A 13,575-nucleotide genomic window follows, 5' to 3' on the forward strand; every position below is an offset into this window, starting at 1 on the left:
ATATTACCGGCTTTATGGTGGGTAAAAAATACGAAGCAGAAGGGATAGCAAAACACGGCGCTAAAATGGTTGCCGCTGTCGCTTGCGCCCAAGTGCCTAAGTTTACCGTCATTATTGGCGGCAGTTACGGTGCGGGTAATTATGGCATGTGTGGCCGCGCTTACGACCCCACCTTGTTATGGATATGGCCAAATGCCAGAATTTCAGTGATGGGCGGCGAGCAAGCAGCCAGTGTACTCAGCCAAGTCAAAAAAGACGGCTTAGCCCGTAATAATAAAACCATGACAGCAGCAGAAGAAGCTGAATTCAAAGCGCCTATTATTAAACAATATGAAACTCAAGGTGATCCTTATTATGCCAGTGCGCGATTATGGGATGACGGTATTATCGACCCATTACAAACAAGGCAAGTACTTGGGTTAGCCATTTCAGCCGCCCTTAATGCGCCGATTGCAGATACCCAATTTGGTATTTTTAGAATGTAGCTATTTTTTAGAATGTAGCTATAAGTACTGACAATTACGTGCAACTGCTTTTGTACAGTGCTAACCCTAATTACAAATCAAAAACCACAGTTAGGATCGTTGAATGACAAAGAATTCAGACCAACTAAATATCATCAATGCAGAGCACTTACATACGGCGGTTGATAATCAGGGTGTGGCCACTATCACCCTCACTCGGACCAAAGTACGCAATGCATTTAGTGCCGAAACAATCAGTCACTTGCTGACGACCTTAGCAGTATTAAAGCATGATCCTGCGGTACGAATATTGCTCCTCCGCGCCGAAGGTGAGCACTTCTCAGCGGGCGCTGACATTAACTGGATGAAAGATATTGCCAAACTTGGCTATCAAGAAAATCTAGCAGATGCCGCACAATTAGCCAAATTGATGGACAATCTCAATCAATTTCCCAAACCAACCATAGCGCTAATACAAGGGGCCTGCTTTGGCGGGGCGATCGGACTTGTCGCCTGTTGCGATATAGCCCTGGCGACAACCACTGCTAAATTTTGTTTAAGTGAAGTGAAAATTGGCCTTATTCCTGCGGTAATAAGCCCTTATGTGATAACGGCCATCGGACCACGGCAAGCACGGCGTTACTGTTTAACGGGCGAAATGTTTACCGCGGAACAAGCGCTAGACTATGGTTTGATCCACCAGCTGGGTGATAACTTAGATACGCTAGCCGCCCCCTTTACTGACGCATTACTGGCGAATAGCCCTGCCGCTATGCAGGCCGCTAAATCATTAATTCATGGCGTCACTAATCACGTAATCAATGACTTATTAATCGCAGATACAAGCCAGCGGATAGCAGCAATTCGGGTATCAAACGAAGCTCAAGAAGGGTTAGATGCATTCCTGAATAAGCGCAAGCCTGGCTGGACTAAGGAATAACGTCTATGTCGCATCAGGTCTTCATTAATCAGCCAACACTGTTTAGTAAACTACTTATCGCTAATCGCGGCGAAATAGCTTGCCGCATAATAGCAACAGCGCAGCGACTTGGTATAAAGTGTGTCGCGGTTTATTCTGCTGCGGACACCAACGCCCGTCATGTAAAGATGGCAGATGAGGCGTTTTATTTAGGACCTGCACCAGCGCCAGAATCTTACCTTAATAGCCAACGAATACTCACCATTGCACAACAAGCTAATGTACAAGCCATTCATCCCGGTTATGGGTTTCTATCCGAAAACGCACCATTTGCCCTAGCCTGTGCCAAACAAGGGTTAATCTTCATCGGCCCAAGTGCTGACGCTATCACCACAATGGGCAGTAAAAGTGCAGCAAAAACGATGATGGCGACGGCAGATGTACCGCTTGTTCCCGGTTATCATGGTAACGCCCAAGATGAACAAACACTAAAGCATCACTCACAAAAAGTTGGCTATCCACAACTACTCAAAGCTGTCTACGGCGGCGGCGGTAAAGGCATGCGAGTGGTCTATCACGCCGATGAGTTTTGCCAAGCACTCGCCGCAACCAAGCGTGAAGCAATGGCTAGCTTTGGCAATGACGACATGCTTATTGAACGTTACTTAACCAAGACTCGTCACGTCGAAATTCAATATTTAGCGACACCATGGCAACTGTATTACTTATCTCAGCGGGATGTCGATCACGTCGCCATCAAAAATACTGGAAGAAGCCCCTGCTCCGGCATTACTAAGGCACGAAAATTGCCATGGGTGACGCCGCAGTGGCGGCAGCCAACACCATCAATTATCAGGGCGCTGGGACGGTAGAATTTTTGTATGATGAACAAGGTCAGTTCTATTTCATGGAGATGAATACCCGTTTACAAGTCGAACACCCCGTCACCGAGATGATAACAGGATTAGACTTAGTCGAATGGCAACTGCATATTGCCAACGGCTCGCCATTACCACTGACTCAAACGCAAGTTAAAATCAACGGCCATGCTATTGAAGTACGCATTTATGCCGAGGACACAGAGAAGGATTTTATGCCTGCCAGTGGTGATATAGTTTACTTAAGTCAACCACCAGCATCTCGACATGTACGTATTGATACAGGCGTTGTTCAAGGGGATGAGATTAGCCCCTATTACGACCCTATGATTGCCAAGTTAATTGTCTGGGATCATACCCGCGACCTGGCAATTGCTCGTCTACAAAGCGCCTTATCAAAGTATAAGATAGCTGGCATTAAAACTAACATTGGTTTTTTAACGCAACTGTTACAAGTACCCGCATTACAACGTGCAAGCTTGAACACTGACTTTTTACTGACTCACGCAGCAGTATTAGCACCACCACACATCAATATTGACTACGCGTTGCTCTTGGCTGGACTCGCATTACAGCTTAACAGTGAGCAGTCACAACAGCTTGAGAACGCCAATAATACCGAAAATCATGATCCATACTCCCCTTGGTCGCAAACAACAGGCTGGCGTTTAAATCAGCCTTCAACCAACACCGTAAAACTAGCAACAACGAATAATGACCATCTCGACAGCCAACACTACACGCTCACGCTGACCACAATTACCCAAGGTTACCAAGTACAAATTAATTGCCAGCATGCAGCACTCAACACAGGTTATATAATCAGTGGCGAACTTAATGGTGATGAACTCACGGCATTTATCGATGATCATAGAGTCAAGGCCACCGTCGTTATATCGCCATTACACATCACAGTATTTTATGCCGGTAACAGTACGGTGTTATTTCGCCAATCCATAATCCAATCCGCAGTGCAAAATCAGGCCTTACCATCTAATATTGATAATGAATTCGAAACAAAAATAACCGCACCAATGAATGGCGTGATCGTCAGCGTACTTTGCCAAGTAGACCAAATAGTCGACGCTGGCGAACCGTTAGTCGTGATGGAAGCGATGAAGATGGAGTGCAATATAAATGCGCCTGTCGCGGGCACAATTACCACCGTGTTTTATCAAGAAGGTGACATGGTCGAAGATGGTGCTGAATTAATACAGTTAACCCCTTCCCTGATTCTTGATAACAAGGAACAAGCCTAATGGCGTCTCGACTCTCTGACAAAGTAAACCAGGTATCAGCCAAACTTAACCAATTACCCGAAAAGGTTAAAATTGTCGAAGTCGGTCCCCGCGACGGCCTGCAAAATGAAGTAGAAATAAGCCTAAGTGATAAAATATCCTTGGTGAATATACTGAGTCATACTGGATTAACCCTCATCGAATCCGGCAGTTTCGTCTCGCCTAAATGGGTACCTCAAATGGCAAATAGCGGTGAGTTATTTAACCGCATCAAGCGCTCGACGGGTGTCACCTACTCTGCATTGACACCCAATTTAATAGGTTTAAATGCCGCCATTGCTGCAAATGTCGATGAAGTGGCGATATTTGGTTCTGCATCCGAAAGCTTTAGTCGTAAAAATATTAACTGCTCCATTACTGACTCGCTACGTCAATTTGAACCTGTGGTCAAACAAGCTCTCGCTGCAGGTCTACCCGTACGTGGTTATGTCTCTTGTACGCTTGGCTGCCCGTACGAAGGTTATATCAGTATTAACAAAGTCGCCAAAGTCGCCCAGCAATTACACGACATGGGCTGCTATCAAATAAGCCTCGGCGATACCGTCGGAGTAGGCACGCCGGAAGCGGCCAAAGCCATGATTAACGCGGTCAGCCAGCATATACCTATCGACCATTTAGCCGTTCATTTTCATGATACTTATGGTCAAGCACTGGCGAATATCTATGCCGCATTACAATTGGGTATTGGCGTTATCGACAGTGCAGTGGCTGGTTTGGGTGGTTGTCCTTATGCACAAGGTGCGTCAGGTAATGTTGCGACTGAAGACGTGGTGTATATGCTAAATGGCTTAGGTATTGAATCCGGCGTTGATTTAAGTGAATTAATTGCCGCGGGTAATTTCATTTGCCAACGTTTAAACCGCCCGAATGGCTCTAAGGTTGCGTTAGCCTACCCAGCCGCACAAGCGCGGTTTCAATCATTAATATGAGGTGGTAATGGCAGCACAGTCAACAGGTCCAATTTGGACGCCAAGCCAAGCGCGCATTGATGGTAGTAACATCGCGCGTTATCTACAGTTTTTACGCGATGAATACAGCCTTAAATTTGCCCATTATCAGCAATTACATCAATGGAGTATCAATAACACTGCAATATTTTGGGGCTCGTTAGTGCGTTTTTTCAAACTCAAAGGCAGCTTCAACCTTAATCGTATTTTTGTCGAAAATGACTGTTTTTATCATTGCCAATGGTTTCCAGATTCAACATTAAATTTTGCCGAGAATCTGCTATATCCCGACAATATCTCGGCTGATGAAAACAATATCTCGACTAATCACAACAATAATAATGCCAATCCAGACAAGCTTGCCATCATCAGCTGTGGCGAAGATGGTCAGCGCACGCAGCTTAGCTATTTACAACTGCGTGAGGAAGTCACCCGTATTGCTGCGGCTATGCGTGAGTTAGGGATTGTAAAAGGCGATCGTGTGGCGGGTTTATTACCCAATTGCAGCGAGGCAGTTGTGGCCATGTTAGCGACCACCAGCATTGGCGCGATCTGGTCATCCTGCTCGCCCGACTTTGGTCATCAAGGCGTACTCGACAGGTTTATTCAGATCCAGCCTAAATTATTATTCGCCTGTAACGGTTACCACTACGCCGGTAAGAAAATTGATATTAACGAAAAAGTGCATTCGATTGCAAATGCCCTGCCCGAATTATCAAAGCTCGTCATCATCCCCTATTTAAAACTCGACACCGAATTAGATACAAGATTAGATACACAAATACCAGCAAACACGACAGCCTCTTCATTAGACAAAGCAACGGTTTGTCACTGGCGGCATTTTTGTGCGGCGCTCCCACGCTCTTTAACCTTCGAGCCTGTGGCCTTTTCTGATCCGCTGTATATTCTTTATTCATCAGGCACAACAGGCATGCCTAAATGTATTGTGCACAGTGTTGGCGGTACCTTATTACAACATGTAAAAGAATTGGCATTACATACTGATGTGCAAGTTGATGATCGTATTTTTTATTACACGACTTGCGGCTGGATGATGTGGAATTGGTTAATAAGCAGCTTATCTCAGGGTGCTACCTTAGTGCTATTCGACGGTTCTCCTTTTCATCCTCATAAGCAAATACTTTTTGAACTGGCTAACACAGAAAAAGTATCTATTTTTGGCGCCAGTGCCAAGTATTATTCAGCCTGTGATAAAGCTCAATTACGCCCTGCACAGACCTATGAACTCAGTAATTTAAAAACCATGTTATCCACCGGGTCTACCTTATCCCACGAAAGTTATGATTATATTTATCAATATATTAAACAAGATATTTGTCTATCTAGCATCTGTGGCGGTACCGACATTATTTCCTGTTTCATGCTCGGTATGCCAACCTTACCTGTGTACCGTGGTGAACTACAATGCATAGGTTTAGGCATGGACGTTGCGTTTATGAATAGCGAGGATGTTACGTTTATTAATAACGAGCATATAGCAACGACAAGCATACCAAACACCCAATCGCTAACACCACTTACCCATGGCAAAGGCGACCTTGTGTGTCGACAACCTTTCCCCTCTATGCCGACGGGATTTTGGCAAGACCCGGGGGACCGGAAATACCATAATGCGTACTTTACCCGTTTCCACAATATCTGGGCACACGGTGATTATGGAGAACTGACTTACCATTATATTAATACGCCAGATATGCTGCCCAACGCTGCCGATACCCAAAGAAAACCAACAGCAGATATCGCGATTAATGACATAGCAGACATCTGTATTAATCAAGTAGGTGTGATTATCCACGGTCGCTCTGATGCGGTATTAAACCCCGGCGGAGTACGCATTGGTACCGCCGAAATATACCGACAAGTAGAAAAACTAACCGTTATTCAAGAATCTATCGCCATTGGTCAAAAGTGGCATGATGATGTACGGGTGATCTTGTTTGTCCGTTTATCGGAGGGTGTTGAGTTAGATACCCCTTTAATCTGCCAAATAAAACAGGTCATTCGCACCAATACCACACCAAGACACGTGCCAGCTAAAATCATCGCAGTGACAGATATCCCCAAAACCATCAGTGGTAAGATAGTCGAACTAGCCGTGCGTAACATGGTGCATGGCATTTCCGTCACCAATCAAGATGCACTCGCCAATCCTGAAGCATTAACCTTGTTTGCTGATTTAGCTGAACTACAGTGTGAATAATTACAATCCAACACCGCTATAACTGAATCGGGTGCAAATACATGCACCCGACGTTTATTTTCACTCACGTTATTGCTACCAGCTAGTTTTGATATTTACTCACATCAATTCCCAGCAATTTGGCAATGCCATGGCCGTAATCAGGGTCGGCTTTAAAACAATGTCTTAAATGTCTGATTTGAATCTCTTCTGGTACACCACCTAAGTTACGCGCAGTATTATCAAACAAAATAGCTTGTTTCTCTGCAGTCATCAGTCGGAACAAATCACCAGGTTGACTAAAGTAATCATCATCTTCGCGATGATCCCAATGTGCTGCAGCACCATCTAAGCTTAACGGTGGCTCAGAGAAGTCAGGTTGTTCAGCCCATTCTCCTTGATCATTTGGCTCATAACCCACTGTGCCACCATAGTTACCATCAACACGCATAGCACCATCTCGGTGATAACTGTGTACTGGGCAGCGCGGGGCATTAACCGGAATACTGTGATGATTAACCCCTAAACGGTAACGTTGTGCATCGCCATACGAGAACAGACGACCTTGCAACATTTTATCTGGTGAAAAACTGATACCAGGTACCACACTCGCAGGGTTAAAAGCAGATTGCTCTACTTCGGCAAAGAAGTTTTCTGGGTTACGGTTAAGCTCTAACTCACCCACTTCAATCAGTGGATAATCGCTATGAGGCCAAATTTTAGTCAGGTCGAACGGGTTGTAAGGCACTTTAGATGCATCGTCTTCTGGCATGATTTGCACTTGCAGCGTCCACTTAGGGAAATCGCGATTATCAATGCTTTCTAACAAATCACGATGATGACTTTCTCGGTCTTTACCAATCAATGTTTCTGCTTCAGCATCTGATAGATTCTTGATACCTTGCTGAGATTTGAAGTGAAACTTCACCCAGAAACGTTCGTTATCACTGTTGATAAAGCTATAGGTGTGACTACCAAATCCGTGCATATGTCGATACGTTGCCGGAATACCACGATCGCTCATGACAATGGTGATTTGATGTAACGCTTCAGGTAATGAGGTCCAGAAATCCCAGTTGTTTTTCGCACTGCGCATATTCGTTCTAGGGTCACGTTTTACCGCATGATTCAGATCGGGAAATTTTAGCGGATCGCGTAAGAAGAATACCGGGGTATTATTACCCACTAAGTCCCAGTTGCCTTCTTCAGTGTAGAACTTCATGGCAAAACCACGTATATCACGCTCTGCATCGGCAGCGCCACGCTCACCCGCTACTGTGGTAAAACGCGTGAATAGCTCGGTTTTTTTACCTATGGCAGAGAAAATCTTCGCTTTAGTAAACCGCGTAATATCATGAGTCACGGTAAAGGTGCCATAAGCGCCAGAACCCTTGGCATGCATACGACGTTCTGGGATCACCTCTCGATCAAAGTGGGCGAGCTTTTCCAGAAACCACACATCTTGTAGCAGTTGAGGGCCTCTTTTACCTGCAGTTTGGACATTTTGATTATGCGCAACAGGGCAACCTGCTGCGGTCGTTAGTTTTTTACTCATCGCTAATTCCTTCTTATATGTTATTTATTATTTTAGAAACGAACTGATATAGTTATTTATTACGTTATAAATGAACTGATATTATCTTTACTTACATTGCTTATTACACTTTGACTAAACACGATTTTCTATGTGTGCCAGTCCTGCCTGCTTACCCATCAAGTAACCTTTATTTAAGATGTCGTTATTCATTGTTAATCGTTTAACGGCAAACTGTTCAGGTGGCGCAATGACTCTAATCGTTAAGTCATTCGGTGGGTTTTTTATAAATTCGAGAGATTCGTTATAATTTTTCGCTCTTACCATCATAGACTTTGCGATATTCGGATGCTGAGAGAATAGTGTTTTAACTAACCATGGATATTTAATTGTTTGTTTTTTATAACTAAGCGGATGTGAAAGTACCACGGTAATATCACGTGCACCCAGTCGATATGCTTTGCGTACAGGGATCGAATCGGCAATACCTCCATCTGTATAGCAGCCGCCTGAAAAGCAAGGCATTTCACGATAAGCGATTGGTAACGCGGTGGTTGCCTCTAGCACATTGGATAATGTATCTGGCTTGATACGATGGTAATCAGCATGCCCGGTATCAATATTTGTTACTGCGGCATACATCGGAATATTGGTAAATAGTTTTTCACGATCAATCGGATAACGCGCAATCGATGTTTCCCATAACCATTTAACATCTACAAGGTTGCCGCCTTTCACAAATCGAATCGGATTAAAAAAAGCCTTGTCCGTGGCCATTGTAGTAATGACATTGAAACTACGTTGTGGTGCGTTGGCAAGATAGCCCACCAAGTTAGATGCGCCAGCAGATACCCCAATAGCAAAGTCATAAGGCAAATAGTTTTCATCCATAAAAGCGTCGAGCACACCGCTAGCAAAAATACCGCGCATACCTCCACCTTCAACAATTAATGCTCTTTTTTGCATTGGTTCACTCCGTCAAAATCAATATGTTAAGAATAGGATCATTTTGATATAAATAAAAAACGATTAAACCTGACATTTTGATAGTTTAAAACTATTGAACTTAATTTAGTTACATCCACACTAATTTGGTGCAACTTAAATTAACAATGCATTAATCTGGTGAGAAATTGTTCTACCCATTTATAAATAATTTTATATATCAAACATTTAACTTTTGGCTCGCTTTTTGATATAAATACAGCATACCTACCTCGTAACTATTTGAATAAAAACAATTAGGGAATGATTGACATATGCAAGATACATTAACGGTAATTCTCGCAGGTGGCATGGGTGCACGCCTTGCCCCGCTCACTGATAACAGAGCAAAACCTGCGGTGCCTTTCGGTGGCAAATATCGAATCATCGATTTTACCTTAACCAATTGCCTTCACTCTGGTCTAAGACGGATTCTGGTGCTTACCCAATATAAATCTCATTCATTGCAAAAACATCTACGCGATGGTTGGTCTATCTTCAACCCTGAACTCGGTGAATACATTACCGTGGTCCCACCACAAATGCGTAAAGGAGATAAATGGTATAGTGGTACAGCAGATGCTATTTATCAAAACCTGTGGCTGTTATCACGTAGCGATGCTAAATATGTCGTGGTACTCTCAGGCGATCATATCTATCGAATGGATTATGCGCCCATGCTAGAACGCCATAAGGAAACAGGCGCAGACTTAAGCATAGCTTGCATGGAAGTACCTGTGGCAGAAGCGACAAATTTCGGGGTGATGGCAATCGACGAAAACCAACGCATTGTCGAATTTACTGAAAAACCTGCACAGCCATCGACGCTGCCCAATGATCCAGAAAAGAGTTTAGCGTCAATGGGGATCTATATTTTCAGCACTGATGCGCTAGTCGATGCGTTAGAACAAGACGCTGACAATCCCGATTCTAACCATGATTTCGGTCAAGATATTATTCCAAAACTGATTGATAAAGAGAAAGCCTACGCACATCAATTTGGCGGTTCGACTGGACGTGTGACTGAGGATGATTACTGGCGTGATGTGGGTACTATCGACTCGTTATATCAAGCCAATATGGATTTGCTACAACCCGTTTCACCCATCGATTTATATCAACGCGACTGGGGAATTAGAACCTACGAACCACAACTGCCACCAGCAAGAACAACATCATCAGATACCGGTAATGAAGGGATATTTATCAATTCGCTTATTTCTAACGGTGTACTTATTGCCGGGGGTTCAGTGCAGAACTCGGTCTTATCGTCGAATGTAAAAATCAACGACGGCGCAACGGTTTCGGCCAGTATCCTGTTTGATGATGTTGAAGTCGGTGAGTACAGCCAGCTGCTGAATTGCATTATCGATAAACATGTAAAAATCCCACCAAGAACCAAAATAGGGGTGAATAGAGCAGAAGACGCAGCGCGATTCACTATTTCAGATCGCGGTATTGTTGTCGTACCTGAATCTTATAAATTCGAGTAATCGTATTACATAAGTAACAAGTGTTATTCCTATTGACCACAACACTTGTTCATATGTAATCACCATTATTGTTCATCAAAACATTAGCTATCGTTGATAAAAATGATAGCTAATTTTTCACCTTCAAGGCAGCGGTTAACTCTGGCAGTACATCAAATAAGTCAGCAACTAAACCATAGTCTGCGACATCAAAAATGGGCGCATCGGCATCATTATTAATGGCGACAATTACCTTGCTACCTGTGATACCCGCTATGTGTTGGATCGCACCAGATATACCCACGGCAATATACAGATCGGGTGCAATTATTTTACCTGTTTGCCCTATTTGTAAATCATTCGCCACAAACCCGGCATCGACCGCCGCACGACTCGCGCCTACCGCCGCATTAAGTTGATCTGCGAGAGTGTAAAGCAGCTCAAAGTTATCTGCGTTTTGCATGCCTCGTCCACCCGAAATAACAACCTTGGCAGTAGTTAATTCCGGTCGCGATGATTGCGTTAATTCCGCTTTAATAAATTCAGATTTTCCGCTATCCGCTTGCGCAGCTAATTCAACAACAGGTATTTGATTATCCTCACTTAACGGCGAGGCGCTAAACGCAATCGCTGCAAACGCGCTACTGCGCACAGTGATCACCTTGATTGCATCGCTCGATTGCACCGTCGCAATGGCTTTGCCCGCATAAATAGGTCGTTTAAAGGTATCGGCTGATTCGACACTGATAATATCGGAGATCTGCGCAACATCTAACAAGGCCGCCACTCTGGGCTGATAATCTTTACCTGTGGTTCCGGCAGACGTCAGTATATGGCTATATTGATACTGTGCTTGGTCTTGCTCTTGCACTAACGACACAATTAACGGCGCGATATTCTCAGCTAAGGGATATTGATGAATCTGATGATCGGCAACCAATATTTTACTCAAACCTGTTATGCCCTGTGCGATTTCAACCACAGGCTGACATTCATGGCCGATAATAAGCAAGTGCAATTCCGTATCACTGGTATGCGCCGCTATCTCTGATGCCGCAGTCAATACACTTAACGTCGCAGGTTGAATGGAATGGTTATCATGCTCTGCTACTATCAGTATCGCCATTTAGATCACCTTCGCTTGCTGTTGTAGTTTATCTACTAGGTCAGCGACATCAGCCACTTTAACCCCAGCTTGCCGTACTGGTGGCGATTCGACTTTAAGCGTAGTCAGCCGCGGGGATAAGCTAACCCCCAAAGAGTCAGGGGATACCATGGTGATGATTTTGCGTTTCGCTTTCATGATATTAGGTAACGAAGCGTATCGGGGTGTGTTTAAGCGTAAATCGACAGTAATGACGGCAGGTAAATTCAAGGCTAATGTGACTAAACCACCGTCCACTTCACGAGTTACTTTGACTTTATTCGGGACGATAAAGACGATATCAGAAGCAAACGTTCCTTGTGGCATATTAGTGAGTGCCGCTAGCATTTGCCCTGTTTGATTATTGTCGGTATCAATCGCTTGTTTCCCCAGTAGCACTAGATCAGGTAGTTGTTCTTGCACGACTTTATGCAGTAATTTAGCGACATCAAGGGATTGAACTTCTTCATCTGTTCTAATCAGAATGGCGCGATCTGCGTCTAATGCTAGCCCTGCCCGTAATTGCACTTCCGCCTCTTTGGGACCAATGCAAACCAAGACAACTTCGTCGGCCGAGCCCTGTTCTTTAAAACGCACAGCTTGTTCAATCGCGATCTCACAGAATGGATTGATCACCATTTTTACATTCGCGGTTTCAATGCCTGTTTCATCCGTTTTAACCCTGACGTTGACCTTATGATCGACAACCCGCTTCACCGCGACCAATATCTTCATGAGCACTCCATTAACGTGTTGTATATTGGTGATTAACACCTTCGTCCATATCGTGAAGGATAGTGGCGTTCAGTCATACGGCAAATATCTACTGCTGTGATTTTTTGGGCTCTACTGATGTTTTACTGTGTTGATCCACTTTCTGATAATTACTGATGATGAATGGATAAGTAAGGTGATATAACAAAGACCGTTTACTTAACCCATCCACACCTAATGCAACAGTACACATACCAGGCATATAATAAGTACCAAACAAACGGTCGTAGAAAGAAAAGACGGTAGCAAAATTACTCTTATAAGCCCGAAGTACGTTCGCGTGATGCCACTTGTGCATCACAGGAGATACAAACCATTGACCAAAACGACCATAAGTCCAAGGTAGATCTGCATGGATGAAGTAACCGTAATAGTGACGAATTAAATTAGTCGTTATAATCGCAAAAGGTGGAAAACCTATGATTAACAATAATGTACTGTCGATAATAAACGTTGTTAAACGATTAATTGGGTGAAAACGTTCCAAGGTTAACCAAGACATATTCACGTCACTATGATGTGTGGCATGTGATGGCCATAGCCAACGAATATGCTCAAATCTATGTCGCCAATATCCAACGAAATCCCCCCAAAATAGAGCAAGCACACCGCATAGAAATGGATTCAGCTCACTCATATCAAATAACACCCAAAGATGATTAGAGATATAAGGTGAAAGCCATATAATAATGGGGATTACGATCACGGCATTGACGTTCATCATTAAAAAATTAAATACACTTTCAGAAAAAGTCTCTGACGAATTTTGAAGAACGCGTTTACGTTTAACTAACAACGCAAGTGTCGTAAATACCAGCAGCGGTATAAGCAGTCCAGTCCAACTTTTATATAACAATGAAATAACCAACAGGTATACAGAGTTCCACCATTCAAGCATCACCAGCTCCCACTTCAAACCTGACGTTGACCTTATGATCGACAACCCGCTTCACCGCGACCA

General features: G+C 43.8%; 10 protein-coding genes and 1 pseudogene. 6 read left to right on the plus strand and 5 right to left on the minus strand.

The features are described from left to right. The 5 genes and pseudogenes from PE36_RS17840 to PE36_RS17860 form a co-directional block, all read left to right on the plus strand. A partial coding sequence (locus tag PE36_RS17840) for a carboxyl transferase domain-containing protein (RefSeq protein WP_006033458.1) occupies positions 1 to 485 on the plus strand: 485 nt, incomplete at its 5' end. Between the two features lie 103 nt (positions 486 to 588). Then, a complete protein-coding gene (locus PE36_RS17845; RefSeq protein ID WP_006033459.1) occupies positions 589 to 1,404 on the plus strand; it encodes an enoyl-CoA hydratase-related protein in 816 nt (271 codons plus the stop codon). Between the two features lie 5 nt (positions 1,405 to 1,409). Beyond that, positions 1,410 to 3,520: pseudogene (locus PE36_RS17850) on the plus strand (biotin carboxylase N-terminal domain-containing protein). Further along, positions 3,520 to 4,488 (plus strand): hydroxymethylglutaryl-CoA lyase, encoded by a 969-nt coding sequence (locus PE36_RS17855; RefSeq protein ID WP_006033462.1) that lies wholly within the window; start codon positions 3,520 to 3,522, stop codon positions 4,486 to 4,488. Before PE36_RS17850 ends, PE36_RS17855 begins: the two are co-directional and overlap by 1 nt. Positions 4,489 to 4,495: 7 nt before the next feature. Continuing rightward, complete coding sequence (locus tag PE36_RS17860) at positions 4,496 to 6,727, plus strand: acetoacetate--CoA ligase (RefSeq protein WP_006033463.1); 2,232 nt, start codon at positions 4,496 to 4,498, stop codon at positions 6,725 to 6,727. Between the two features lie 82 nt (positions 6,728 to 6,809). Here PE36_RS17860 and PE36_RS17865 read toward each other — a convergent pair whose 3' ends face one another. Together PE36_RS17865 and PE36_RS17870 are read right to left on the minus strand one after the other, a co-directional pair. Beyond that, on the minus strand, positions 6,810 to 8,261 hold the full coding sequence (locus tag PE36_RS17865) for a catalase (RefSeq protein WP_006033464.1): 1,452 nt from the start codon (positions 8,259 to 8,261) through the stop codon (positions 6,810 to 6,812). A 114-nt stretch (positions 8,262 to 8,375) separates the two neighbouring features. Further along, positions 8,376 to 9,206: a patatin family protein gene (locus PE36_RS17870; protein WP_006033465.1), complete on the minus strand. Its 831-nt coding sequence runs from the start codon at positions 9,204 to 9,206 to the stop codon at positions 8,376 to 8,378. A gap of 293 nt (positions 9,207 to 9,499) precedes the next feature. Between PE36_RS17870 and glgC the strand changes: the two genes are divergently transcribed. After that, positions 9,500 to 10,717 carry a glucose-1-phosphate adenylyltransferase gene (gene glgC, locus PE36_RS17875; protein ID WP_006033466.1) on the plus strand — a complete coding sequence of 406 codons (1,218 nt, stop codon included), beginning with the start codon at positions 9,500 to 9,502 and terminating at the stop codon, positions 10,715 to 10,717. 109 nt (positions 10,718 to 10,826) lie between these two features. Here glgC and PE36_RS17880 read toward each other — a convergent pair whose 3' ends face one another. The 3 genes from PE36_RS17880 to PE36_RS17890 form a co-directional block, all read right to left on the minus strand. Next, positions 10,827 to 11,822 carry an electron transfer flavoprotein subunit alpha/FixB family protein gene (locus tag PE36_RS17880; RefSeq protein ID WP_006033467.1) on the minus strand — a complete coding sequence of 332 codons (996 nt, stop codon included), beginning with the start codon at positions 11,820 to 11,822 and terminating at the stop codon, positions 10,827 to 10,829. Further along, entirely contained in the window at positions 11,823 to 12,575 is a 753-nt protein-coding gene (locus PE36_RS17885) for an electron transfer flavoprotein subunit beta/FixA family protein (RefSeq protein WP_006033468.1), read from the minus strand. It abuts the gene before it with no gap. An 88-nt stretch (positions 12,576 to 12,663) separates the two neighbouring features. Then, the gene (locus tag PE36_RS17890) at positions 12,664 to 13,512 is read right to left on the minus strand and encodes a sterol desaturase family protein (RefSeq protein ID WP_006033469.1); all 849 of its coding nucleotides are present in this window, start codon (positions 13,510 to 13,512) and stop codon (positions 12,664 to 12,666) included. Positions 13,513 to 13,575: the final 63 nt, after the last annotated feature.

The organism is Moritella sp. PE36 (assembly GCF_000170855.1).
Taxonomy (GTDB): domain Bacteria; phylum Pseudomonadota; class Gammaproteobacteria; order Enterobacterales; family Moritellaceae; genus Moritella.

Excerpts from the sequence above, each read along its gene's own strand:
- PE36_RS17845 (WP_006033459.1), top strand. The coding sequence starts at position 589 with ATGACAAAGAATTCAGACCAACTAAATATCATCAATGCAGAGCACTTA.
- PE36_RS17855 (WP_006033462.1), top strand. The coding sequence starts at position 3,520 with ATGGCGTCTCGACTCTCTGACAAAGTAAACCAGGTATCAGCCAAACTT.
- PE36_RS17860 (WP_006033463.1), top strand. The coding sequence starts at position 4,496 with ATGGCAGCACAGTCAACAGGTCCAATTTGGACGCCAAGCCAAGCGCGC.
- PE36_RS17865 (WP_006033464.1), bottom strand. The coding sequence starts at position 8,261 with ATGAGTAAAAAACTAACGACCGCAGCAGGTTGCCCTGTTGCGCATAAT.
- PE36_RS17870 (WP_006033465.1), bottom strand. The coding sequence starts at position 9,206 with ATGCAAAAAAGAGCATTAATTGTTGAAGGTGGAGGTATGCGCGGTATT.
- glgC (WP_006033466.1), top strand. The coding sequence starts at position 9,500 with ATGCAAGATACATTAACGGTAATTCTCGCAGGTGGCATGGGTGCACGC.
- PE36_RS17880 (WP_006033467.1), bottom strand. The coding sequence starts at position 11,822 with ATGGCGATACTGATAGTAGCAGAGCATGATAACCATTCCATTCAACCT.
- PE36_RS17885 (WP_006033468.1), bottom strand. The coding sequence starts at position 12,575 with ATGAAGATATTGGTCGCGGTGAAGCGGGTTGTCGATCATAAGGTCAAC.
- PE36_RS17890 (WP_006033469.1), bottom strand. The coding sequence starts at position 13,512 with ATGCTTGAATGGTGGAACTCTGTATACCTGTTGGTTATTTCATTGTTA.